Source organism: Salipiger bermudensis HTCC2601 (assembly GCF_000153725.1).
GTDB classification, from domain to species: Bacteria; Pseudomonadota; Alphaproteobacteria; order Rhodobacterales; family Rhodobacteraceae; genus Salipiger; species Salipiger bermudensis.
Map to the genome: position 1 here is coordinate 26,886 of NZ_DS022277.1, position 24,360 is coordinate 51,245.

A 24,360-nucleotide genomic window follows, 5' to 3' on the forward strand; every position below is an offset into this window, starting at 1 on the left:
ACAAGGTGGTTGCCCGCCACCCAGCTTCGCTCAGGCGGATCATGGGGATTGTTCAGCCGGAATGACGCTGACCCAAGTGTCCGACATGGTCAGCACATGCCCACTGAGCTGGGTGCCGAGTTCCGGGGTGAGGCGGGCCCTAGATTTGTAGGCGCTTTTCCCATTACCAAGAGCCGCGCAAGACACCTATCGGGCTCAGGGGCGCAGCATGATCTTCCCGGCCCGACCGGGGGTCAGCGCGGCTTTCATCGCGTCGGCACTGCGCGACAGGGAATAGCTGCCGCCGGTCTCGAGCGGCAGCTCACCACGTGCGGCCAGCTCGACCAGCTCGCCGATCAGGCGGCGGCGGGTGTCGGGCGCCATCTCCTTGCTGACCCGCGCGCCCCAGAAGCCCTTCACCGTGATGTGCTTGGTGATGAGATCGCCCGAGGACAGCGCCAGAGGCGCGCCGGTCGCGGTGCCGAAGACCACCAGCTCGCCATCGGTGCCCAGCAGGTCCACGAGGCTCGCGGCCATCTCGCCGCCGACCGAGTCGATGGCCGAGACCGCGCCGGCCTCGCCGATCAGTGCGCGTGCCTTGGACTTCCAGTCGGGATCCGCGGTGGAGAGCACGTTGGTCATGCCGGCCTTGAGCAGCTCGTTGGCGGCCTCGTCGCGGCGCACGAGGTTGAGCAGCCGGATGCCGCGCGCCTTGGCGAGCCCGGCCATGATCTTGCCGACCGCGCCGTTGGCGGCGGTTTGGATCAGCCACTGGCCCTCGCCGACCTTCAGCGTCTCGAGCAACGACAGCGCGCTGAACGGCATCGCCACGAGCTGGGCGCCGGCGGTGTCGGGGATGGCGTCGGGCAACGGCAGCAGCGCGGCCGCGGGGGCGGTGAAATACTCGGCCCAGGCGCCGTGCACCCCGGCCGCGGCGACGCGCTTGCCGAGCAGCTCGGGATCGACGCCTTCGCCAAGCGCCTCGACGATGCCTAGCGCCTCGGAGCCGCCGATGGCACCGGGCAGCGGCGGCTTGTAGCCGTAGCTGCCGCGGATCGTCCACAGGTCGTGATTGTGGATCGGCGACAGCACCATGCGGATCAGCGCCTCTCCGGGCCCGGGCTCGGGGCGCTCGATCTCGCGCGCGTCAAGGACATCGGCGGGCTCGCCGAAGGTGTCGTGGATGGCAGCGAACATGCTGGTTCTTCCTTTCAGTCGGTCGTTTCAGCCCCGGAGGGGGCGAGCTGGGCAGAGGTCTCCTCGCGCGCCATGCGCAGGGCCGCATCGCTCTGGGCGAGCTTCGCGAGCACCGCGGCGCCGAGCCATCTGGCGTAGAGCATCCGGGCAGTGGCGTCGGGATTGTCGACGGGGGCGACGCTGCCATCCTCTGCGCCGTCGCGCAGCAGGCGGGCGATGCGCGCCACGAGTGCGTCGACGCCGCGGTCGAGGATTTCGCGCATGGGCTCTGAGAGATCGGCGACCTCGGCGCCGAGCTTCACCACGAGGCATTCGCCGGCGATGCCCGCGCGCCCGGCCTCGGCCAACCACGCATCCCAGAACCGCGCGAGCTTGTCGCCGGCGCTGCCAGGGCTGTCGATGAGGGCATCGAAACGTGCGAGATAGCCCGCGACGTAATCCTCAAGAAGGGCGGCGCCGAAGGCCTCCTTGGAGGCGAAGTAATAGTAGAACGACCCCTTCGGCACGCCGCTCTCGGCGAGGATGCGCGACAGCCCCACCGCCGAGAAGCCGTGACGCAGCAGCAGGCCGCGTCCGGCGTCGAGAATGCGCTTCCGCGTCAGATCCGATTTGCTTTCCTCTGTCATGCGCAGCGAGATAGGAAATAATAGACCGGTCGTCTAGTAACGCTCGCGAAGCTGTGACCGGCCTTGGATCCGGGCCGGATCACGCGGCCCCGCGACGGGGGCGGGACCGCGCGGAGTGTCACTCGTCACTCATAGGCGCCGGCGGAGTAGGTCAGCTCGTAGCTGTGGCTGTAGAGCTCGAAGACGATGCCGAACGGGTCTTCGACATAGACCATGCGGTAGGGCTTCTTGCCGGGGAAATACTCTCGCACCGGCATGCGCTGGCGGCCGCCGGCCTCGACGATGCGCTGCGTCAGACCCTCGACATCGGGATCCTGCACCGCGAAGTGGAAGGTGCCGTGACGCTTGTGCTCGAGCTTTTCCTCGGGCGCGTAATCGCCCGGGAACTCAAAGATCTCGATGCCGATCCCGTCGGCTGTCGCGAGATGCGCGATACGCAGCGAGCCCCAGCCGGGGCCGAAGACGTCGGTGCACATGACGCCGATGGCGCTGTCATCCTCGACCGCCTCTGAGGGCGCCATGACGACATAGAAGCCGAGCACCTCCGAGTAGAATTTGACCGCGGCGTCGAGGTCGGGAACCGAAAGTCCGATGTGAGAGAAGGTGCGGGGGGTCTGTTGCATTGGGTGTCTCCTTGGGTGGCTGTGTGCCCTGGAGCTAGACATCCCGTACCTGCATATGAAATTATCATCTGGCATCGAAATGATAACTGATTGTAAGCGTCCATGCTGAACGCCACCTGGCTCGAGACCTTCACCACGCTTTGCGAAGCCGGGCATTTCACCCGCGCCGCAGAGCGGCTGAACATGACCCAGCCGGGCGTCTCGCAACATCTCAGGAAGCTTGAGGATCAGGTCGGCCAGCCGCTGATTGCGCGCGAGGGTAAGCGCTTCACGCTGACAACCGCCGGAGACGCGGTGTTTGCGCTCGGCCTGTCGCGACGCGGCGAGGAGGCGCGACTGCGCGAGGCGATCGAGACCGATGACCGGGATGCCGGCACGCTCTGCATCGGCTGTTCCGGCAGCTTTGCCATGCTGCTCTCGCCGTTCCTGCTGGACTGGATGGCATCGGCCCCGGCGCTGACGATCAGGCTGGTTGCGGCGCCGCAGGGCGAGATCCGGACCGGGCTTCTCGAGGGGCGCTTCGATCTGGGCGTGCTGGGCGCCGATCCAGGCCACGCGCGGCTGGAGGGGCAGTATCTCGGACGCGAGGAGCTGTGCCTGGTGCTCCCGAAGGAGGCGCCGGACCGGATGCCGGATTTCACTGATCTCGAGGCGCGCGGCTTCATTGCGCACCCGGACGGGTTTGGCTATGCCGACGAGTTGTTTGGGCTGAACTTTCCCGACGCCTATCCCGGGGCCGACCGGCTGCGGCTGCGGGGATTTCTCAACCAGATCGGGCAGATCCCGGCGCCGGTCGCAAAGGGGATCGGCTATACCCTGCTGCCGCGCAGCGGGGTCGAGGCCTTTGCCGGCAAGCAGGCCCTGCGCGTGGCGCCAATGGCGCGGCGTCGCTGGCACGAGCTCTGGCTGGTCAACCGCAAGGGGCGGGCGGCGACGGCGCGCGCCGCCCATGCCGCAAGCCTGATCCGCGAGGCGGCGCAACGGCTCTAGCGTCCGAGATTCAGCGCCGCCTCCGAGGCGGCTTGGCGCTGGATCAGCTTGCGGAGGACGCCGCCTGCGGTCGGCGCAGCTGGCCGAGCTCGTCGGCGAGGTCGGCGCAGAGCAGGCGCATGCGCTCGGGGTCGCGCTCGCGTTGCGCCTGGATCTTGAGGCCAAAGATATAGGTCTGTATCCGCCGCGCGATGCGGTCGGGATCGCTGCCCGGCGCCAGCTCTCCAAGCGCCTGCGCCCGGTGCAGGGCCTCGGCCAGCAGGTGCTCCACGGTGTCGAGATGCCCAAGCACGACGGCGCGCAGTTCCGCCTCGTCGGGCACTTCGAGCAGCGATTTCACCAGCATGCAGGCGGTCGACGGGCGATCGCCGGGACGCAGCTCGGCGAGGCTGCGCAGGTGGCCCTGAAGCGCCTCGAGCGGCGAGTCCGCATGGGCCAGCAGGGTCTCGAGATCGTTCGCCATGCGCGCGCCGTAGCGGTCGAGCGTGGCACGAAACAGCGCCTCCTTGCTCTGGAACGCGCCATAGATCGAGCCCGGCCGCATCTGCAGTGCCTGCTCGAGATCCTTCAGCGAGGTCGCGTGGTAGCCCTTGACCCAAAACAGGGTCATCGCCGCGTCGAGCGCGGCCTCGCGGTCATAGGAAGCGGTGCGTGCCATGCCGGGACCTTAGGCGTTCGTCGGGGCGAACAGAAGGGGCGGAGGAGTTTTTGAGCGATCACTCTAATATTACTTGAGTGACCGCTCAAGAATGGTCAGGTTCGCCGTATCGCACCTCAGAGCCAAGAGAAAGGGCCAGACCTCATGACCAAGTTCGAACGCTTCGACGACAGCAACGCGCCGGCGGAGTCGCTGCCGCTGATCGAGAAATCCAAGAAGGCTTTCGGCCGCCTGCCGGGGCTGCATTCGGTGATGGCGGGCTCGCCGCCGCTGCTCGACGGCTACCAGACGCTGCACCGGCTCTTTGCCGAGGAGACGGCCTTTGACGCCGACGAGAAGACCGTCGTCTGGCAGACCATCAACGTCTACCACGAATGCCATTACTGCGTGCCGGCCCATACCGGAATCGCCAAGATGATGGGCGTGAGCGACGAGATCTCCGATGCGCTGCGCGACGAGACCCCGCTGCCCAGCGGCAAGCTCGAGGCGCTGCGTCTCTTTACGCTGGCGATGCTGGAGACCCGTGGCAACCCGAGCGAGGACGCATTCGAGGCGTTCTACGCGGCGGGCTACGGCGAGCGGCAGGTGCTCGACATCATCCTTGGCCTCGCCCAGAAGGTGATGAGCAACTACACCAACCACGTGGCACATACGCCGGTGGACGCGCCGATGCAGAAATTCTCCTGGACCCCGAAGGCGCAGCGCTGAGCGGCGGAACCAGACCGACGGAGGCGCGCACATCGCTGGGTGCCTTTTCTCACATCTACGCTGCCCGAGGCTCTCGTTCTGCGGGCGATTGTGCCGGACAGCGGGGCACAATCGGCCTGTGTCGTGCAGCCGAATAGGACGAATCCGCCCCCATCTGAGCGCCGCTCGCAGCGAGTAGCAACGCTGCGACGTGTTGCGAAGAGCAACCCTTCAAGCCTCTCGGTGCCCTTGTAGGCATACCAAGGGCCAGCTTCGTGCGCGACCCGCTTCAGGATGAAGGCCTTCTGCATCTCCGCGAAGCTCGATGCTTTGATGTGTTTCCGCTCCTATCCCAGCCGAGGCAGCCCAGCCGAAGACTCCAGCTGCAAACGGTCCAGTTCCCTACGGGCAGAGCATTCGAGACTGGTAGTCGGGACGGTCGTTCTGGGCAGGCGCGCCGGGCGCGGAGCCTTCAATTGCTCAAGCGTCCGGCGCGCTTCGAGCGGGGAGCCCCCGTGAGTACGCCGGCAGAGCATCATGTCGATCTTGCGGGACGGCTCGGATCGTCAGGAACTATGCCTGAAAATGTCCACCTCCATCGGCTTTCATTTGCCCGTGGCGTTGCGTTGCCACGCAAAGCAAGAACGGCGCGCCCCAGATCGAGGCGCGCCGCGGATGTCTCAGTCGGTCTCGTCTCGCGAGCGCCGATCAATCCCACTTGGGAAGCGTTTCCATTTCCTCGGCGGTCATCGAGACCGTGTAGGTCCCGTTGTCATACTGAAGATTGTCGAACGAGATCACCACGTCCTCATCACCGATGTCGAGCCAGCCACCGACCTCGACCACCGCTGCGGTCGGCGTGCCGGAGTCGTCTACGAGAATTTCTTCGATCTCGCCGACCTGATCGCCGTTCGGTCCGAGGATCTTTGCATCGTCCAACGATCTGAGTACATCCACATCAAGGCCTTGGGCCAGTGCGGTGCCTGCGGCGAAGGTCAGTGCGATGGCGGGAAGAATTGCGCGGGGCATGGTATCTCCGTCTAATTGCTTGCGTCTGTTCGCAAAACCAACGGGGCGACGGGAAGTTCCACGGCGTGTCCTTGCCGTCGCGACAGGCGGGTGCCCGCGCGAAGGCAGAGGCCGTGCGGTGGATGCCCGGATCGTCCGGGCAACACCCGGCGGGGCAGATGCGAGCCCCTCCAGCGCGACCTGCTGCCGAGAGTTTTCATCCCGCCGCCGACCCAAGGCAGAGACACAACAGAAAAGGGGCCGGACAAGTGCTGGCCCCTTTTCCGTTTCAGGACATGGCGTGTCTCAGACGGTGCGCACCAGGCGCAGTGCGTCGTAGATGGCGGCATGGGTGTTTCGCGCCGCGACCGCATCGCCGATGCGGAACAGCTGGAAGCTGTCAGTCGGCCCGGTTGCGACCTTCTGTGCGGCGCCAGCCACCAAAGCCTCGTGATCGACCTCGCCAAGATTCACCGATTTCGGTTTGAGGTCGAAATAGAGGTCATCCAGCGGCCGGGTGCCGTGGTTGACGATCACTTGGTCGACCTCGCGGGTACGGGTCACGCCGCCGTAATCCGACCCCAGCACCGCCTTCAGCCCGTTGCCGTCGCGCTGCACGTCCGTCAGTCGCCAAGTGACGGTAAAAGTGGTGTCCTTCGCCTGGAGGCTGCGCATGTAGGGCACCAGGTTCATCGCCATGACCTCGGGGGCAAAGGCGCGATCGGGGGTCACGATCTCGACCCGGGCGCCGGTGGCAGCGATGATATCCGCCGCCTGCAGGCCCGCGTGGTCGCCCGCGTCGTCGAAGATCAGGACGTTGCTGCCCGGCTTCACGTCTCCTGAGAGGATGTCCCAAGCCGAGACCACAAGGTCGTCGCCGCTGGTCAGAACCTCGGTGTGGGGCAGGCCGCCGGTGGCGATGACTACAACGTCGGGCTCGGTTGCCAGCACGTCGGCCTCATCGGCGAAGCTGTTGAAGTTGAAGGTCACGCCCAGCTTCTCGCACTGATTGAAACGCCATGCGATGATCGAGGACATCTCGCGCCGACGCTCCTGCAGGGCGGTCAGGCGGATCTGGCCGCCCGGCTGGGCCGCGGCCTCGAAGACGGTCACCTCGTGGCCGCGCTCAGCCGCAACGCGGGCGGCTTCCATGCCTGCGGGGCCCGCGCCCACGATGGTCACGCGCTTGGGCGTGTCGGCCTTGGCGATCATGTGTGGCTGTTCGATTTCGCGACCGGTCGAGGGGTTGTGCAGACAAAGCGCCATGCCGCCCTGATAGATCCGGTCGAGGCAATAGTTGGCGCCCACGCAGGGACGAATGTCATCCTCCCGGCCCTCGACGATCTTGCGCACCAGATGCGGGTCCGCGATGTGCGCGCGGGTCATGCCCACCATGTCCAGCTTGCCCGAGGCGATCGCGTGGCGCGCGGTGGCCACGTCGGGGATCTTGGCGGCGTGGAAGGTCGGGAAGTCGGTGGCCTTGCGGATCTCACCTGCGAAATCGAGGTGCGGGGCGTTGCGCATGCCTTGCACCGGGATCACGTCGGTCAGACCTGCGTCGGTAGCAATATGGCCCTTCACCACGTTGAGGAAGTCGACCAGTCCACTGTCCTTGAGCTTGCGCGAGATCTCGATCCCGTCCTTGGCGTCGAACCCGCCGGGCAGGTCTTCGTCACCGGTGTATCTCACGCCCAACAGGAACTCTTCGCCGCAACGCTCCCGGATTCCGCGCAGCACGTCGAAGGTGAACCGCAGGCGATTGTCGAGGCTGCCACCGTAGGGCCCCTCGAGATCGTTGGTCAGAGGCGACCAGAACTGGTCCATCAGGTGCCCGTAGGCCTGGATTTCGAGCCCGTCGAGGCCAGCCGCCTTCATGCGTTCGGCGGCCTGCACGTAATCCTCGACGATGCGCGCGATATCCCAGTCTTCCATTTTCTTTGGGAAGGCGCGGTGCGATGCCTCGCGCTCGTGGCCCGGCGAGACCACCGGCAGCCAGTCGGCCTTGTCCCAGCGGGTGCGGCGGCCGAGATGGGTCAACTGGATCATCACCGCGCAGCCCTCGTCGTGGCACTCCTGCGCCAGCTTGGACATGTGGGCCACGACCTCGTCCTTCCAGGCGAGGATGTTGTTGAACACCGGCGGGCTGTCGCGCGACACGCTGGCCGATCCTGCGGTCATGGTCAGCGCAACGCCGGCCTTGGCGCGCTCCACGTGGTAGGCGCGATAGCGGTCCTTGGGCATGCCGTCCTCGGGATAGGCCGGCTCGTGGCTGGTGATCATGATGCGGTTCTTCAGCGTCAGATGCTTGAGCTGATAGGGCTGGAGAAGCGGGTCGTTCGACATGTGCGGGTGCCTCCGAGGGTGCCGGGTAAGAAACGATACGGAAAAATGTACAGCTATGTCGTGTCCGGCAGGAAGCAGAATGCGACGGGACCATGTGAAAATTCGACACCACTGTACAATCTCTGGACATCCCGTAAGGGTCATGGAAAATGGCGCGATGACCGACAAGACCCCTCTTCCCGATCGCGGCTGGCGTGGCTCGCCGGAACTGTGGCTTGATGCAGCCTATGACGCGTTGATCGACAAGGGGGTCGACGCCGTGAAGATCTTGCCGCTGGCCAATTCCCTGAACTTGTCGCGCACCAGCTACTACTGGTTCTTCAAGGACCGCCGCGCATTGCTGCTCGCGCTGCTGCAGCGCTGGGAGGCGACAACGACCGAACCGCTTCTCGAGATCACCAGGGCCTATGCCGCGACCGAGGCCGAAGCCATTCTTGGCGTGATCTCGATCTTCCTGGGCGACATTGGCTTCGATCGGCGGCTGGAACTGGCGGTTCGCGCCTGGGCGCAGCAAGACACGGAGGTCGCGGACATGCTGCAGGAGGCGGATGCCAAGCGGCTGTCGGCCCTGCGCGAGCTGCTGCTCCGCTGGGGACACGGGGAAGAAGATGCCGACGTGCGCGCCCGGACGATCTACCTCGTGCAAATCGGCTATATCTCGATGCGGATCGCGGAAAGCGTCGAGGACCGGATTCAGCGCGTTCCCTACTATGTGGAAGTCTACTCCGGACAGCGGCCTTCAGCGGACGAGATGGCACGTTTCCGCGCAAGAGTGACCGTCCCCGACTGAACCCCAGTCATCATGTCGCGACATCCCGGCCGACATGTCGCGATTTGCGAAGTGCGCCCCCCTGATCCCGTGCAGTACTGCCGAGAAGAAGAGACGCCGTGCGCCAACTCTTCTTTCAAATTTCTTCCCCAGATGACCCGGTCCGTCAGTGTTCTGCGGCCCGCTCAGAGGAGTACGCATATGCTGCGCGAATCCGAAGTGCTGTCGCTGTTGATGCGCCGCACCCCCGCACATTCCCTGGAACAGGACCTCTATTGCGACGCAGGCGTCTTCGAGGTCGACATGGAGAAGATCTGGTACCGCGAATGGGTCTTTGCCATCCCGGCCTGCGAGATCCCGAAGGCCGGTGAATTCGTCGTGCACGAGATCGGCGCCTATTCCGTCGTCATCGTGCGCGGCAACGATGGTGAGATCCGCGCATTTCACAACGCCTGCCGGCACCGCGGCTCGGTCCTGTGCAAGACCAAGAAGGGCAGGGGCCCGAAGCTGGTCTGTCCTTACCACCAGTGGACCTACGAGCTGGATGGCTCGCTTCTCTGGGCGCGTGATATGGGCCCCGACTTTGTCGCTTCGGATCACGGGCTGATGTCAGTTCATTGCCGCAATGTCTCGGGAATGGTCTACATCTGCCTTGCGGACGAGGCGCCCGAGTTCGAGGACTTTGCCGCCGAAGCCGCACGCTATCTCGCCCCGCATGATCTGGAGAATTCCAAGGTCGCTTTCGAAAGCACGATCATCGAGAAGGGCAATTGGAAGCTCGTCTGGGAAAACAACCGCGAATGCTATCACTGCTCGGGCAACCACCCTTCGCTGTGCCTGACCTTCCCGGATGATCCGCGGGCCATCGGCAACGACGACTCCGGACAGCTTTCAGGGCTTCTCGAGACCCATGTCGCGCGTTGCGAGGCGGTCGGCGCTCCCTCCGCGCACAAGGAGGATCCGGTCCGGGGGGACTGGCGCTTCGTTCGCACCCCGTTGCTCGGCGCGGGCGAGAGCTACACTCTGGATGGGAAGGTCGCTGTCACGAAACCGAACAGCTCGATCCCCTTCAAAGATGCCGGCAGTCTCTTGAAGTACAAATACCCGGGATGCTGGAACCATTTCCTGTCTGACCATGCCCTGATCTTCCGCGTCACGCCGATCAGTGCCACGGAGACCGAGGTCTGCACGAAGTGGCTGGTTCACAAGGATGCGGTCGAGGGCCAGGACTACGATGTCAAGCGCCTGACCGAGGTCTGGCTCGCGACCAACGATGAGGACCGCGAAGTGGTTGAGAACAACCAGCGCGGCATTCTCAGCCCTGCCTACCGACCGGGCCCCTATTCGCCGACCCATGAGGGCGGCAACATCCAGTTCACCGATTGGTACGCCGAGACCATCGTCCGCGCCATCACCGGGCCGGACCGGCGCGGCAAGCTCACCGTGGCGGCAGAATAAGCCATGTCGATCACGTCTGATCTCATTGCCACCGCGAACAGCGGCATTTGGACCGATAGCGAGATGCTGGAGTGCTGTGCCGTTGTTCCAGAGGCACCGGACACGGTCACCATAAGCTTCGTCTCTCCCTCCGGAAACCTGTTCAAGTACGAGCCCGGGCAGTTCCTGACGCTGGAACTGCCGGTGCCCGGCGGGCCGCTCTACCGGACCTACACAATCAGTTCCTCACCTTCGCGACCTCTGTCTTTGTCGATCACGGTGAAAGCACAGCCCGGCAGCATCGGGACGCGCTGGATGCTGGAGAAACTGATGCCCGGAATGCGGGTCAAGGCAATCGGCCCGGCAGGCCAGTTCACGCTGGATACGACCGCAAGGAAGAAGAAGTACCTCTTCATCTCGGCCGGGTCCGGCGTGACGCCAACGCTGGCGATGACGACGTACCTCTACGACAGAGGGACTGATATCGACGTCAGTATCATCAACTGCGCCCGTCGGCCCGGTGAGATCATAGGACGGCGCTCCCTGGCCGCGATGGCGTCGCGCGTGCCGTCAATCAAGCTCACGTTCATCGTTGAGGAGGACGACCCTTTTCAGGTCTGGACGGGTCTGCGCGGCAGGCTCAACCAGATCATGATCGGTATCGTTGCCGGAGACTATCTGGAGCGCGACATCTACTGCTGCGGACCGGAGCCCTTCATGGATGCCGTACGGGAGATGCTGATCGGCCTTGGCTACGACATGTCGCGTTACAGTCAGGAGAGCTTTTCCGCACCTGCGGAAACTGCCGAGGACGTGCCAGACCTTGACGATGTCACACCTGACGAGTCGGTGGCGGCACAGATCACTTTCGTGAGCTCCAAGGTGACGGCGGGTTGCACCGAGACGGACACGGTCCTGGCCGTCGCCCGTGGTGCGGGGCTGAACATCCCCTCGGGCTGCACCTTCGGGGTTTGCGGGACATGCAAGATCCGCAAGACCAAGGGCGAGGTCCACATGGTCCACAACGGCGGCATTTCGGAAGACGACATCGCGGACGGCTACATCCTTGCCTGCTGCTCGAAGCCGGTCGGCCAGGTCGAAGTTGATATCTGAGGGTTAAATCGGAGGGCAACCATGGAGACAGAGGCAGCGGCAAAGCGGGGGCGCAGCGGAGGGCGCGCGGCACGGCGCTCGCGCCGCAGCAAGCACGATGTTGCAATGTTGCCCGGTCTGCACAATACCTTGCCGCCGTGCGAAGTCCTCGATCACGAGATGGTTGAACGGATCGATGCGGCCTCCATGGACATCCTTGAGCAGGTTGGCGTGGTCTTTCGCGACCCGGAGGCCCTTGCGGACTGGAGCGCGATCGGAGCGAAGGTCGTTGGGGAGCGGGTCTACCTTGATCGTGGGCTGGTGCGTGACCTGATCGCCACCATTCCGGCGGATTTCACCTACAGCGCCCGAAACCCGGAAAACAACCTGCGTTTGGGGGGGCAGCACGCGATCTTCGTGCCGATGACCGGCGCGCCCTTCCTGCGCGACCTCGATGACGTACGGCGAACGCCTACGCTCGAAGATCTGGCGATGTTCCACAAGCTGGCACATATGTCACCGGCGCTGCATTCCACCGCCCACCACATCGTAGAGCCCTGCGATCACCCGATCAGCCAGCGCCATCTGCGCATCACCTACTCCTCGATGAAACACTCGGACAAGATCTTCATGGGCATGACGACCAGCCCGAAGAACGCCGAAGATGTGATGCAGATGTGTGCGCTGCTGTTCGGCGAGGACTTTCTGGAGACCAATCCTGTTACGACCGGAAACATCAACGGCAACTCGCCGCTGGTGTGGGACGAGACGATGCTGGGCGCCATGCGGGCCTTCTGCCGCCGAAACCAGCCAGTGCTGTGCTCGCCCTTCGTGCTTGGTGGCGCGAATACCCCCGCTTCGGTGCCTGCGGCAGTCGCGCAACTGAACGCCGAGGCGCTCTCGGCTCTGGCTTACACGCAGGTGATCCGGCGCGGCTGCCCCGCGATCTACGGACACTACCTGTCCACGGTGTCGATGAAATCCGGCGCACCGATGGCGGGGACGCCCGAGATCAGCTTGATGAACTTCATGATCGGGCAGATGGCGCGCTGGTACCGCATTCCCTGGCGGACCTCGAACACGCTGGGCGGGGCCAAAACCTTCGACGCTCAGGCCGGTTATGAGAGCGGCGCAACGCTTTCGGCCGTGATGCATTCCGGCGCCAACTATATCTGGCACTCGGCGGGATGGAACGAGGCTGGCATGCACTGCTCCGTCGCGAAGTTCGTCGTCGATGCGGAGCAGTGCGCCATGGCCTGTCGCATGGCCGAAGGTCCGAACTGGGCGGACTTCGATGCAGCGCTTTCTGCGATCCGCGACGTCGGTCCCGGAGGACACTATCTGGGCCATCCGCATACGCAGGACAACTTCCAGACGGCGTTCTACATGCCCAAGCTCTTCGACAACAACTCGATCGAGCAGTGGACCGCCGAAGGCTGCAAGGAGATCACAGCGCGCGCCCTCGACCATGCCCGGTCGCTTCTGGATGCCTACGAGGAGCCGAAGTTGGACGAGGCGCGGGACGACGCGCTGCGCGACTTCATCGACAGGCGCGAACGCGAGATCCCGGCAGCGGATGCCCTGAACCAGACATACTGACACCTCCCCAACTGGCCCGCCGCGATGGCGGGTCCTTTTTTTCGGGATAACAGCCATGAAGATTGCCGAGATCCAGCTTTTCCAGCACGACCTTCCGGTCGTGAATGGTCCTTACCGCATCGCCAGCGGGGACGTCTGGTCGCTGACGACCACCATCGTCAAGATCATTGCCGAGGACGGCACGATCGGCTGGGGAGAGACCTGTCCGGTCGGTCCCACCTATGCCGAGGCCCATGCGGGCGGGGCCCTTGCCGCCCTCGAGGTTCTGGCTTCCGGCCTCGCCGGCGCGGAGGCTCTGCCCCTGCCACTGCACACCCGCATGGACAGCCTGTTGTGCGGACACAACTATGCCAAGTCCGCGCTGGATATCGCGGTTCACGATCTCTGGGGCAAGCGGCTTGGCGTGCCTGTTCACGAACTCCTGGGCGGTGCTCTTACCGATAGCGTCTCCTCATATTACTCACTGGGGGTGATGGAGCCCGACGAGGCTGCAAGGCAGGCCCTCGAAAAGCAGCGCGAGGGATATTCCCGGCTTCAGGTGAAGCTTGGCGCGCGACCCATCGAGATCGACATCGAGGCGATCCGCAAGGTCTGGGAGGCTGTCCGCGGCACCGGTATTGCCCTTGCGGCCGACGGCAATCGCGGCTGGACAACCCGTGACGCCCTGCGCTTCAGCCGCGAATGCCCCGACATTCCCTTCGTGATGGAGCAACCCTGCAACTCCTTCGAGGATCTGGAGGCGATCCGCCCGCTGTGTCACCACGCGCTCTACATGGACGAGGATGGCACCAGCCTGAACACGGTGATCACCGCCGCGGCGACGTCCCTTGTCGACGGCTTCGGCATGAAGGTCAGCCGCATTGGCGGGCTGCAGCACATGCGCGCGTTTCGGGACTTTTGCGCGGCGCGGAATCTGCCGCACACATGCGACGACGCCTGGGGTGGGGATATTGTCTCGGCCGCCTGCACACACATCGCCTCGACAGTCTTGCCGCGGCTGATGGAAGGGGCGTGGCTTGCACAGCCCTATGTTGCAGAGCACTACGATGCGGAGAACGGCGTGCGCATTGAGGGGGGACGAATCCGTGTCCCGCAGGGTCCGGGTCTTGGATTGACCATCGACCCCGAGCGTTTCGGACCACCGCTCTTCTCCGCATGAGCATGATCCGGGCTTGGCCTCAGGGCGTTGAAGCGCGCGGCCGACAGGCCACGCGCGATGTCATTCCTTCGCGGCGCGGTACTCTTTCCAACGCATCCAGGCATTGGCGCCGATCTCGCGGAAGGGGCGGGGGGGCAGACGACTGGGGCGGGCCTCGCCTGTGAAATGTGCGGTGATGGCGCTGCTGTTTCCGCTGGCGAGTTCCGCCGCGCCCATCCCCGTCAGCGTGCCGCGCGCCGTCCCGAGCCCGTTCTGGACGCAGCCCGAGAACAGGCCGTCGTCCAGTTGGCGCATGACCGAGACCCCGTTCATCGTCAGGCACAGGTGACCGGACCAAGCGTGCTCCATCTCCATGCCGGCAAGTTGCGGAAACCGCTGGTCGAACTTGTCCTGCATGACCCGGGCCGCACGCGCCAGATCCGCGTCGCCGACCTTCATGCCGGGCCGGAGAGCCGCGCAGGTGCGGGTCACGATGCGGTTGCCACCCTGACCCGCGTCGATCCGGCGGATGGTGGTGCCCATCGGATCCGAAGGCGTGATGCCCCAGCGCGGATGACCGCCGAGCCGCGAGATGGTCTCGTTGTCCAGCTCGGGCGTCATCACCGCGAACAGGAAAACCTGCATGAGCCGCCCGGTTTCGAACCCGAAGCTCTCGAGATGGCCGTTCACGGTCAGGATGACGCGACCGGCGGTCACGGTTCCGGACGCCGTCGAGGCGCGCCAGTCGCCCGATACGCGTTCCAATTCCGTGACGGGCGCATTCTCCAGGACCTCGACGCCGTCGCGGCGCAAGCCTGTGGCCAGCCCCCGGATGTATCCCGCCGGCTGGAGCATGACCGTGCCGGGCGTGTACAGCCCGCCCAGATAGTGCGAGGATCCGGTGATCTCGCGCATTTGCCGCGCATCCAGCAGCTCGGAGCGTTCGCCGAGACTTTCGAGATGACGGGCGTAGCTCTGGTTGTGCGCCGCGGCGGTCTCGGAGGCGGCGCCGTTGATCTTTCCGGCGCGGTCGAAGAACCCGGGCGAGATGCCATAGTCCGCAACGGCCTCGCCGGCGAACCCGATGGCCCGCCGGTTGAGATCGATCATCGTGCGGTCATCTCCGCTGCCGGCATAGTCGTCAGACGCCAGATCGTGCGGCAGGTCGATCATGAAGCCGGAATTGCGGCCCGCCGAGCTGTCGGCCAGCTTCCCGGCCTCGAGCACGACAATCCGCGCCGAGGGCTCGAGCTGGCGCATGCGCCGCGCCGCCGAGAGACCGGCAAAGCCTGCACCGACGATCAACACGTCGGCGGTGCGGGCGCCATACAAGGTCACAGGCGGCTCGGCCGGCAGCAGCCGGTTCCATCCTGCCGGCCCGCGAAGAGCCGGCAGCTGGCGCACCGTCAGTCTTGTCAATCCACGGCCTCGTCTGCATCATCGCCAAGGTCGACCCAGATAGTCTTCAGCTGGGTGTACTGATCGTGGGCATGGATGCCGTTGTCCCGGCCTCCGAAACCGGACTGCTTGTAGCCTCCGAACGGTGTCGCGCTGTCGCCTTCGCCAAAGCTGTTGACCGTGACGGTGCCGGCGCGGATCGCCCGCGCGCCGCGGAGCGCCTTTTTGACGTTGGCGGTGAAGATCGAGGCCGCAAGCCCGTACTCGGTGTCGTTGGCCAGCGCGATGGCCTCGTCGAAGCCTTCGACTGTCAGGACCGAGAGCACCGGCCCGAAGATCTCTTCGCGCACCTGCCGGTCATCGCGGCGGGCCTCGATCACCGTGGGTTCGACGAAGCCGTTTTCGGCCTTGCCACCCACCAGCGCTTTCGCCCCCTCGAGATAGCTTGCCACCTTCTCGAAATGCGCCTTCGACACCAACGCGCCGACGCGCGTTTCCGGGTTTAGGGGGTCACCAACCGGCCATTCGCGGGTGTGGGCGATGATGCGCTCGATCAGGGCGTCCTTGATCCCTTTCTGTACGATGAGACGGGAGCTGGCCGAACAGTTCTCGCCCATGTTCCAAAAGGCGCCGTTGACCACGTGCGCGGCGACACGGTCGATGTTCTCGGCATCGTCGAGCACGACGGCAGGATTTTTGCCGCCCATCTCGAGCGTGACTTCCTTGATGTTGGATTCGGCCGAGTAGCCAAGGAAGCGCCGCCCGGTTGCGGTGGAGCCGGTGAAGGAGACGGCATCAATGTCGGGGTGACGGCCCAGCGGCTCGCCGACCTCGGCACCGCCGCCCGGGACCACGTTGAAGACGCCCGCGGGCAGGCCCGCCTCAGCGGCCAGTTCCGCAAGGCGCAGTGCGGTCAGAGAGGTCTCCTCGGCCGGTTTCACCACCACCGAGCAGCCGGCAGCCAGCGCCGGGCCGATCTTCCAGGCCAGCATCAGCAGCGGGAAGTTCCAGGGCAGCACCAGACCGACGACGCCGACGGGTTCCCGCACCACCATCGCGATATGATCGTCGGAGGACGGCGCGAGCTGGTCATAGATCTTGTCGATCAGTTCAGCGTGCCAGAGCAGGCAGTGGATGGTCTCGGGAATGTCGACGGTCTCACAGTCGTAGATCGTCTTGCCGCTGTCGAGGCTCTCCATCACCGCCAGCTCACGCGCGTTGCGCTTCATCAGCTTGGCCAGCCTGATGAGCACCTCCTTGCGCTCGGCCGGGTGCAGGCGGGACCAGCGGCCGTCCTCGAAGGCATCGCGGGCCTTCTCGACGGCGAAATCCACATCGGTCGCGTCGCAGGCGGCAACCTTGGCCAGAACGTCGCCGGTGGCGGGGTTCAGGCTGTCGAAGGTCTTGCCCGATTGCGCGGGGCGGAAACTGCCATCGATGAAGGCCTGCGTCGGGAACGACAGTTCGGCGGCGATGGCTTTGTATTCTTCGGTCGTCAGAAGATCGCTCATGTCAGTCACTCCGCTGCGATTTCGGCCACGGTGCGCTTGAGCACGCGGACCACCTGTTCAAGCTGACGCTTGTCATCCTTGTTGAGACCCTTCAGCGGGGGCCGCGGCGGACCGGCGTAGAGACCGTTCATCTCGACGCCGTGCTTGACGCACTGGATGAACTTGCCGCCCTGCTCCAGAACGCGCATCAGCGGCATCATCGCGGACATGATGCGGCGGCCCTTGTCGAAATTTCCCTCGACGGCACACGCGGTGTAGAGCGCGATATGCTCTTGCGGCAGGAAGTTCGACCCGGCGCAAACCCAGCTGCGGGCGCCCCAGGCGAAGAACTCCAGCGCCTGATCGTCCATGCCGCAGGACATCTGGATATGCGGATAGTCGCGAGCGAGCAGGTGGACCCGGTTGATGTCACCCGAGCTTTCCTTGATCGCGCAGACATTGCGCGAGCGTCCCACCCGGTCAAGGAACTCCTCGCCCATGTTGATGCCCATCCGGCCCGGATAGTTGTACAGCATGATCGGCAGGTCTGCGGCGCGGTCGATGGCCAGCGCGTTCAGAGCGTTCTCCCGCTCGGTCGGCACCGAGTAGGGCGGAGAGCCCACGAGGATACAATCTGCCCCGATCTTGGCCGCGTGCTCGGCCATGGCGATGCTGTCGGGCAGGCGCAGCGCCACCGTGCCGATCATCAGCGGTACGCGGTTCCCGATGACGTCCTTGGCAAGGCTCGCCATCTCCATGCGTTCGTCCATGGATTGGGCGTAGTATTCACCAGTCGACCCGCCGTTGATCAATCCGTGGACACCCGCGTCGATCAGATACTCGATCTGCGCGGCAAAGGCGTCCCGGTCGATGCTGCCATCGTCGCGGTGGGGCGTGATGACAGGCGTGTATATGCCTTCGAACTTCATGAAGCTCCCTTTATGGCTGTGGCCCCTGGCGCCTCTCCAAGCGGGATCTGCATGCCCTGGGGGGTGACGAAATTCTGGATCTCGGCGCGCGACAGCTCCCAGTGCTCGATGGCAAGGGCCTCGGCGGCATCGGCATCGCCCGCCTCAATGTGGGCGATGAATTGGTCATGCTGGTCGGCCGCAACGGTACGTTGCCGGGCCATGGATGTGTTGCGCGGGCTGTAGAAGGTCATGCCGATACGGGTGTGGTCGATCAGGAGGCGCCGCAGCGAGGGGAAAAGGTACTCGTTCGAGGCCATTTCGCCAATGATCGCGTGGAAGCTCTGGTTGGTGAGCGCGCGTTCGGCAGCATCGCCGTCCCGGATCGCGGCGCGGAACAGAAGCTGCGTGTCCTTCAGGCGCATTAGCTGTGCTTTCGTCCCGTTCAGCGCGGCGAGGCGCGAAACGGCGGCGTAGATCATCGGCGCGGCCACGAAGAAGTTTCGCAGCGTCTTGTGCGTCATCGGGGCAACCTGCGTCCCCCGATTCTTGTGCAGCACGACATAGTCTTCGCCTGCCAGTTGAAACAGCACTTCGCGCAGAGGGGGGCGGGAAATCTCGTAGGCCTCTGCCAGCTGGGTTTCATCCAGATAGCTGCCCGGCTCCAGATCCTCGGTCAGGATTCTCCGCCGCAAGTCCTCTAAGCACTTCATTTTTTTCGTCTTGGGGTCGTCGGCCATTTCTCGTCTCCATCAGGTGCAGCCACCCTTTGTACTGGCGGCTGGGAGCTGAAATCCATGTAGGATAAGAAAATACATATTGTCTACAGAGAAGTTTTCTGTCTTTGTTTTTTCTGCACGGAGGATCAAATGACCAAAGAAACGGACGAAGCCGTCATCCGCTGCGATGGCGTGTGGAAAATCTTCGGCGGCAGGGCGGACCAAGCCTTGCAAGCCGTGCAGCAACAGGGACTTTCGAAGGAAGAAACGCGAGACCAGTACGATTGCGTGGTCGGCGTGCGTGATGCCTCGTTCGAAGTGAGGCGTGGCGAGATCTTCTGCATCATGGGCTTGTCGGGCTCCGGCAAATCCACGCTGATCCGGCATATCAATCGCCTGATCGAACCGACGGCAGGGGCGATCTATATCGAGGGTCGCAACATCAACGAGATGTCGCAGAAGGATCTGCGGCAGCTTCGGGCCGAGAAGATCGGCATGGTGTTCCAGAGCATGGCGCTGATGCCGCATCGCACGGTTCTGGAGAACGTCGCCTTCAGCCAGGAGGTGCGAGGCCATTCCGTGAAGGAGCGCAACGCCAACGCGATGCGGGCGATTCACTCGGTCGAGCTGGATGGCTGGGAAAGCAAGTATCCTGATGAGCTGTCGGGCGGCATGCAACAAAGGGTCGGACTGGCGCGGGCCATCGCGGCCGATCCATCGATCTTGCTCATGGACGAGCCGTTCTCGGCGCTCGACCCCCTGATCCGCCGCCAGCTTCAGGATACTTTCATGGCGCTGTCGGCAGAGATGAAGAAGACGACGCTCTTCATCACGCACGACCTCGACGAAGCAATCCGCATCGGTGACCGCATTGCGATCATGAAGGATGGCGTTCTCGTGCAGATCGGGACGCCAGAGGACATCGTGACCAATCCCGCCGACGACTATGTCGCGGATTTCGTCGCTGGCATTTCCAAGCTCGAACTCGTGTCGGCGGGCAAGATCATGGAGCCCGTCGCGTCCTACGAACAGCGTCGTGGGAATGCCGACATGACCGGATGGCCCGAGGCACACCCGGAGCAGTCGCTCGACGATCTGCTAAACCTCTCCATCGCGACCCAGCACCCGATCGTCGTCAAGATCGACGGTCGTCCGCTGGGCGTCGTCACCAAGAACGCCCTGCTTCGGGGCATCAAGGGCGGGGCCGATGATACCGGCGCTGCCGCCTGAACGGGAGCTGCTCCATGGAAAACGAAGAGACCTTCAATTGGCTTGACCCCTTCTCCTCGGTCGATCTCGGAATTGCTGACAGTGCCGACGGCGTCAAGCAGTGGGCGATCTCCAACCGCGACGTGATCCAGCCGATCAAGCAGGTGTTCAACGAGCTGGTGGTGGCGATCGACACGAGCCTGAACGCGGTGCCGCCGACACTCATGCTGATCCTCCTGGTGCTGATCGCATGGCAGGCCGCGGGTTCGCGCACCGCGATCATCGTCGGCGTCGCGCTGACCTGTCTCGGCCTGCTGTCGCCAGATGCCTGGGGCCTGGCAATGACGACGCTGGCCATCGTCATCGCAGCGGTGGTCGTGTGTTTCGTCATCGGCTTGCCGCTCGGCATTCTCGCTGCAAAGAACGACACCTTCGAAAAGATGCTGAGGCCGGTTCTCGACACGATGCAGACCATCCCCGCGTTCGTCTATCTGGTCCCGGTGGTCATGCTGGTTGGGATCGGCAACGTCTCGGGCGTGATCGTCACGATCATCTTCGCCCTGCCGCCGCTGATCCGCCTGACCTCGCTGGGCATCCGAGGCGTGAACCCCTCGGTCGTCGAAGCCGCCCGGGCCTTTGGCGCCTCGCCGCGGCAGATCCTCTTCAAGGTCGAACTGCCCTTGGCCACCCCGACCATCCTGGCCGGCGTGAACCAGACCATCATGCTGTCGCTGTCGATGGTGGTTATCGCCTCCATGATTTCGGTGAAGGGACTCGGCAACGAGGTGCTGCGCGCCATGGGTCGTCTGGACGCCGGCAAGGCCATCGTCGGTGGCCTTGGCATCGTGATCCTGGCCATCGTGCTGGATCGCATCAGTCAGGGCATGGGCCAGTCTGGTCGCGAGCGTGGACACCGCCATTGGTGGCAGGGCGGGCCGGTCGGTCTGGCATTGCGGATGACCGGACCAAAGAACGAAACGACGCCGCCTGCTGCGCAGGCGACGGCGAAACCCGAAACCTGAACTCAACAACAGGGAGATACATATGTTCAGACCCAACATTTTCGCGACCCTTGTCGCCACCACCTGCCTTTCGGCGCCCGCAATGGCGCAGGACATGCCCGGCGAAGGCACAACTGTTCGCCCCATCATCGGCTTGATCGCCGAAGAGATGTTCCAGGCACGGGTCCTGTTCAGCGCCCTCGAAGATCTGGGCTATGAGGTCGCCGAGCCGCAGGAAGTCGAGATCCAGACCGCGCATCTCGCCCTCGCGACCGGCGATGGTGATTTCTACCCGGCGCACTGGGAGACGCTGCAAAGCGCCTTCTTCGATGAGTCCGGCGGCGATGACGTACTTGAGCGCGTTGGCCCCTTTATCGAAGGTACGCTGCAGGGCTACCTGGTCGACAAGGCAACCTATGACGCCGGCGTCACCAGCCTTGGCGACCTGACCGATCCGGACGTTGCGGCCAAGTTCGACGCCAATGGCGATGGCTCCGCCGATCTGGCGGGGTGCGTTCCGGGCTGGGGCTGCGAGCGTGTCATCGAGCATCACCTGGAGGAATACGGCCTGCGCGACACAGTGACCCACAACCAGGGCTCCTACAACGCCATCATGGCCGACGTGATTGCCCGCCACGAAAACGGCGACCCGATCCTCTATTACACCTGGACGCCCTACTGGGTGTCGGGCGCGCTGGTGCCGGGTGAAGACGTGGAATGGCTGGAGGTGCCCTATACCTCATTGCCCGACGGCGTCGAGGCGGAGACCACGTTCGACGGCAAGAACATCGGCTTCGCCGTGGACAACATCTACATCCTCGCCACCGATGATTTCCTCGCCGACAACCCTGCCGCAGCGAAACTGTTCGAGGTTGCGCAGATCAAAATCAACGATATCTCGGCTCAGAACAAGCTGATGGCCGATGGCGCCGATAGCTCTGACGATATCGACCAGCATGTGGCAGACTGGATCTCTGAGAACCAGGAAACCTACGACGGCTGGCTGGAGCAGGCTCGCGCTGCAGCAAGCTGATCCATTGGGGCCGCGGGGATCGCCTGCGGCCCGCCTTTGAAGGATGGGCGAGATTGACCGCAACGCAGCACTTTGTCTTTGCCTTGGTCGAAGACTTTACCCACATCGCCTTTTCCTGTGCCGTTGACCCCCTGCGCATCGCCAACCTGATCCGCGGGGAAGAGCTGTATCGCTGGTCTTATGCCTCGCTCAGCGGCGAGACCGTTGCCAGCTCCGACGGCACCACGATCCTGGTGCATCACGCCTTTCACGCTCTCCCTGCCTGCGACAGGCTGTTCGTGCTGTCGGGCATCGGCATGCACAGTAAGGATCACGCCGAGCTCATTGCCGCGCTACGCCACGCCGACCGCCACGGGCGGGCCCGGATCGGGGCGCTCTGCTCCGGCGCCTACGTTTTGGCAAAGGGCGGCTTTCTGAACGGCATGCAGGCCGCGATCCACTGGGAATATCATGATCTCGTCATGGAGGAGTTTCCCGAGATCAACCTCGTTCGCAACGTCTTCGTCGTAGATGAGCGTCACATCACAGCATCGGGGGGAACTGCGACCGCCGACCTCATGCTGCACCTGATCGAGCGCGACCACGGCAAAGACCTAGCCGTCGCGGTGGCGGACCAGATGGTCTATAATGCCGTACGTGACTCATCGGCTGCGCAGAAAGTTTCGTTGCAGTCACGGAATGGCATGCGCAATCCGCACTTGGTACGGGCGATCGACATCATGTCACGCAACATCGAGACTCCGCGAAGCCCGTCGCAGATCGCGCGCGAGGTCGGTATCTCGCTGCGCCAGATGGAGCGCCTGTTCGGTAAATACCTCAACAGCTCGCCGAAGAAGTACTACATGGAACTGCGCCTGGATAAGTCGCGAAACCTTCTGGTGCAGACGGACCGGTCCGTCATGGAGATTGCTCTCGCCTGCGGCTTCGAAAACTCGGGAACGTTTTCGCGGGTGTACAGGACCGCCTTCGGCGTGACGCCGATGATGCAGCGGGGCAAGCTGAAGTAGAGCCCTGCTGGCCGGTCTTGCCTGTGCGACCCTGTGACGACGCGATGTCGGCGGGACGTCTGATCATGGCGTCCCCCTCCATCCTGCCCCACGCGCGCGGAGCTGTTTCAGTAGGCCAAGAGGTTTGGCAGGGGCCTGTCGACGCAGTGGCGCAAGTGCTCTTCGCCAGTGCCGCATGACCCGCATGGGTAGCTTCGTTGTCTGAATGTCCTTCGGGCGCGCGTCTGATATCTTGTGCTGGGCCCCGAGCGGTCGGGGCCCAGCAGGGGAGCAGGCCTAGCCTGTGAGCTGCTGCCTGATATCGGCGCGGTCAAAATGCGCCCGTTTCTCGATGATCAGCCCGTCCCTGAGCGTCAGCTTCATGAAAAGAGAACCGAAGCTTGCGTCCCGAGGCGGGTATTCCTGCCCAGTCGCGGGCATGGGTGCCTTCGAAGATCAGGTATGCGGCCACTTGGTCGCCTTCTGCAATCAGCTTGATCAGTGGCATCTGCCAATCGTCATAGGCGGCGAAGTTCTTCTCTTCGGAGGCGCGGAAGCCCTCGACGCCCCAATGCGGCGTGTCCACTTGGTGGTAGAACACGAAACCTGGATGGCAATACTGCGCCAGATCGTCGAAACGGCGATCGTTCAGTGCCTCGTAGAAGGCGCGGACGGTGGCCTTGTTGCTCTCGCTCATCCTCAGAACTCGAGCACGGTGTCGTCGGCCGGGATCGACAGGCGCTCGGTCATGCCATTTGCCTCGGCGAAGGAGGCCAGCTCGGCGCGACTCAGAACGCAGTGGTTCACCGTTTCCATGTGGCTGGCGATGATCTGCGCCTCGGGCGCCGCGTCATGAACCGCCTTGATGTCGGCGGTGCCCATGATGATGGAGCCGAGGCCCGGCACCTGTGCATCGCCGGCCGCCAAGACGATGACATCGGGCTTGAACATTTCGAGATTGGTCTCGACCATCTGGTTCCAGACGGTGTCGCCGGCCAGGTAGAGCGTCTTTTCGCCCATCGCGCGGAACACGACGCCCATCACGTTGCCCAGAAGTTCGGCGCCGTAGACATAGGCCTGGTCCGAGCCGTGCTGGCCGCGGGTACGCGACAGGGTGACACCTTCGAACGTCGTCTCGATGCCCAGCGGACGAACATCGGTAAAGCCCATGGCCTTGATCAGCTCGGCATCGGAATAATCCTGTACGAAGACTGGCTTGTCCCGCGGCAGCAGCTTGACCGCGGCCTCGTCGAAGTGATCGGGATGCAGGTGCGTCAGGATCAGCGCATCGAAGTCGAGGACGGTGTCCATCGGGGTCGACAGCGCGACGCGCGGGTGGCGGATTTCGCTGTTCACCGTGCCTTCAAAGCCGGGATAGGCGTCCTTGTCGGCCAGGTAAGGATCGACGAGGAAGCGTTTGCCGCCAAAGGTGACGATCAGGGTGGCGTTGCGGATCTGGTGGATTTTCAT

23 protein-coding genes are annotated in these 24,360 nt (G+C 64.0%); 11 read left to right on the forward strand and 12 right to left on the reverse strand.

Features of this window, described 5'->3' with window-relative positions; all coding sequences use genetic code 11:
• Window positions 1-195: 195 nt before the first annotated feature.
• The 3 genes from R2601_RS19365 to R2601_RS19375 form a co-directional block, all read right to left on the reverse strand.
• Window positions 196-1,176 (reverse strand): zinc-binding dehydrogenase, encoded by a 981-nt coding sequence (locus tag R2601_RS19365; protein WP_007801466.1) that lies wholly within the window; start codon window positions 1,174-1,176, stop codon window positions 196-198.
• A 14-nt stretch (window positions 1,177-1,190) separates the two neighbouring features.
• A complete protein-coding gene (locus R2601_RS19370) occupies window positions 1,191-1,802 on the reverse strand; it encodes a TetR/AcrR family transcriptional regulator (protein WP_007801468.1) in 612 nt (203 codons plus the stop codon).
• Between the two features lie 125 nt (window positions 1,803-1,927).
• Window positions 1,928-2,425 (reverse strand): lactoylglutathione lyase family protein, encoded by a 498-nt coding sequence (locus tag R2601_RS19375; protein ID WP_007801470.1) that lies wholly within the window; start codon window positions 2,423-2,425, stop codon window positions 1,928-1,930.
• A 102-nt stretch (window positions 2,426-2,527) separates the two neighbouring features.
• Between R2601_RS19375 and R2601_RS19380 the strand changes: the two genes are divergently transcribed.
• Window positions 2,528-3,415, forward strand: coding sequence for a LysR family transcriptional regulator (locus R2601_RS19380; protein ID WP_007801472.1), 888 nt, complete (start codon window positions 2,528-2,530; stop codon window positions 3,413-3,415).
• 43 nt (window positions 3,416-3,458) lie between these two features.
• On the opposite strand, the gene R2601_RS19385 is transcribed toward R2601_RS19380, so the two are convergent.
• A complete protein-coding gene (locus R2601_RS19385) occupies window positions 3,459-4,073 on the reverse strand; it encodes a TetR/AcrR family transcriptional regulator (protein WP_007801473.1) in 615 nt (204 codons plus the stop codon).
• A gap of 144 nt (window positions 4,074-4,217) precedes the next feature.
• Here R2601_RS19385 and R2601_RS19390 point away from each other — a divergent pair, with 144 nt between their 5' ends.
• Window positions 4,218-4,781 carry a carboxymuconolactone decarboxylase family protein gene (locus R2601_RS19390; protein ID WP_007801475.1) on the forward strand — a complete coding sequence of 188 codons (564 nt, stop codon included), beginning with the start codon at window positions 4,218-4,220 and terminating at the stop codon, window positions 4,779-4,781.
• 687 nt (window positions 4,782-5,468) lie between these two features.
• Here R2601_RS19390 and R2601_RS19395 read toward each other — a convergent pair.
• Both R2601_RS19395 and hpbA read right to left on the reverse strand, forming a co-directional pair.
• Window positions 5,469-5,789, reverse strand: a complete 321-nt coding sequence (locus R2601_RS19395) for a PRC-barrel domain-containing protein (protein ID WP_007801477.1) — start codon at window positions 5,787-5,789, stop codon at window positions 5,469-5,471.
• 285 nt (window positions 5,790-6,074) lie between these two features.
• On the reverse strand, window positions 6,075-8,111 hold the full coding sequence (gene hpbA, locus R2601_RS19400; RefSeq protein ID WP_007801478.1) for an N-methyl-L-proline N-demethylase HpbA: 2,037 nt from the start codon (window positions 8,109-8,111) through the stop codon (window positions 6,075-6,077).
• 157 nt (window positions 8,112-8,268) lie between these two features.
• Between hpbA and R2601_RS19405 the strand changes: the two genes are divergently transcribed.
• From R2601_RS19405 to R2601_RS19425, 5 genes are all read left to right on the forward strand, one after another.
• On the forward strand, window positions 8,269-8,901 hold the full coding sequence (locus R2601_RS19405; protein WP_007801480.1) for a TetR/AcrR family transcriptional regulator: 633 nt from the start codon (window positions 8,269-8,271) through the stop codon (window positions 8,899-8,901).
• A gap of 180 nt (window positions 8,902-9,081) precedes the next feature.
• Window positions 9,082-10,338, forward strand: coding sequence for an aromatic ring-hydroxylating oxygenase subunit alpha (locus R2601_RS19410; RefSeq protein ID WP_007801482.1), 1,257 nt, complete (start codon window positions 9,082-9,084; stop codon window positions 10,336-10,338).
• A gap of 3 nt (window positions 10,339-10,341) precedes the next feature.
• Complete coding sequence (locus R2601_RS19415) at window positions 10,342-11,430, forward strand: FAD-binding oxidoreductase (RefSeq protein WP_007801485.1); 1,089 nt, start codon at window positions 10,342-10,344, stop codon at window positions 11,428-11,430.
• A 21-nt stretch (window positions 11,431-11,451) separates the two neighbouring features.
• Entirely contained in the window at window positions 11,452-13,008 is a 1,557-nt protein-coding gene (locus R2601_RS19420) for a trimethylamine methyltransferase family protein (RefSeq protein WP_040545577.1), read from the forward strand.
• A 55-nt stretch (window positions 13,009-13,063) separates the two neighbouring features.
• On the forward strand, window positions 13,064-14,167 hold the full coding sequence (locus R2601_RS19425) for a mandelate racemase/muconate lactonizing enzyme family protein (RefSeq protein ID WP_007801489.1): 1,104 nt from the start codon (window positions 13,064-13,066) through the stop codon (window positions 14,165-14,167).
• 60 nt (window positions 14,168-14,227) lie between these two features.
• Here R2601_RS19425 and R2601_RS19430 read toward each other — a convergent pair whose 3' ends face one another.
• Genes R2601_RS19430 through R2601_RS19445 form a run of 4 tightly spaced genes read right to left on the reverse strand, consistent with a single transcriptional unit; the run spans window position 14,228 to window position 18,682 of the window.
• Window positions 14,228-15,565 carry an NAD(P)/FAD-dependent oxidoreductase gene (locus R2601_RS19430; RefSeq protein WP_040545579.1) on the reverse strand — a complete coding sequence of 446 codons (1,338 nt, stop codon included), beginning with the start codon at window positions 15,563-15,565 and terminating at the stop codon, window positions 14,228-14,230.
• Entirely contained in the window at window positions 15,562-17,055 is a 1,494-nt protein-coding gene (locus tag R2601_RS19435) for an aldehyde dehydrogenase (protein WP_007801493.1), read from the reverse strand. Before R2601_RS19435 ends, R2601_RS19430 begins: the two co-directional genes overlap by 4 nt.
• 5 nt (window positions 17,056-17,060) lie before the next feature.
• Window positions 17,061-17,963 carry a dihydrodipicolinate synthase family protein gene (locus tag R2601_RS19440; RefSeq protein ID WP_007801495.1) on the reverse strand — a complete coding sequence of 301 codons (903 nt, stop codon included), beginning with the start codon at window positions 17,961-17,963 and terminating at the stop codon, window positions 17,061-17,063.
• Complete coding sequence (locus R2601_RS19445) at window positions 17,960-18,682, reverse strand: GntR family transcriptional regulator (RefSeq protein ID WP_007801497.1); 723 nt, start codon at window positions 18,680-18,682, stop codon at window positions 17,960-17,962. The genes R2601_RS19440 and R2601_RS19445 overlap by 4 nt, the downstream gene beginning before the upstream one ends.
• Window positions 18,683-18,811: 129 nt before the next feature.
• Between R2601_RS19445 and R2601_RS19450 the strand changes: the two genes are divergently transcribed.
• The 4 genes from R2601_RS19450 to R2601_RS19465 are packed head-to-tail and all read left to right on the forward strand — an operon-like array spanning window position 18,812 to window position 22,911.
• A complete protein-coding gene (locus R2601_RS19450) occupies window positions 18,812-19,891 on the forward strand; it encodes a quaternary amine ABC transporter ATP-binding protein (protein ID WP_007801500.1) in 1,080 nt (359 codons plus the stop codon).
• Between the two features lie 14 nt (window positions 19,892-19,905).
• Window positions 19,906-20,892: an ABC transporter permease gene (locus tag R2601_RS19455; RefSeq protein ID WP_007801502.1), complete on the forward strand. Its 987-nt coding sequence runs from the start codon at window positions 19,906-19,908 to the stop codon at window positions 20,890-20,892.
• A gap of 22 nt (window positions 20,893-20,914) precedes the next feature.
• On the forward strand, window positions 20,915-21,904 hold the full coding sequence (gene proX / locus R2601_RS19460) for a glycine betaine/L-proline ABC transporter substrate-binding protein ProX (protein ID WP_007801504.1): 990 nt from the start codon (window positions 20,915-20,917) through the stop codon (window positions 21,902-21,904).
• A 53-nt stretch (window positions 21,905-21,957) separates the two neighbouring features.
• A complete protein-coding gene (locus tag R2601_RS19465; protein WP_007801506.1) occupies window positions 21,958-22,911 on the forward strand; it encodes a GlxA family transcriptional regulator in 954 nt (317 codons plus the stop codon).
• 310 nt (window positions 22,912-23,221) lie between these two features.
• Here R2601_RS19465 and R2601_RS19470 read toward each other — a convergent pair whose 3' ends face one another.
• Together R2601_RS19470 and R2601_RS19475 are read right to left on the reverse strand one after the other, a co-directional pair.
• Entirely contained in the window at window positions 23,222-23,587 is a 366-nt protein-coding gene (locus R2601_RS19470; protein ID WP_007801508.1) for an ester cyclase, read from the reverse strand.
• A gap of 2 nt (window positions 23,588-23,589) precedes the next feature.
• Entirely contained in the window at window positions 23,590-24,360 is a 771-nt protein-coding gene (locus R2601_RS19475; RefSeq protein ID WP_007801510.1) for an MBL fold metallo-hydrolase, read from the reverse strand.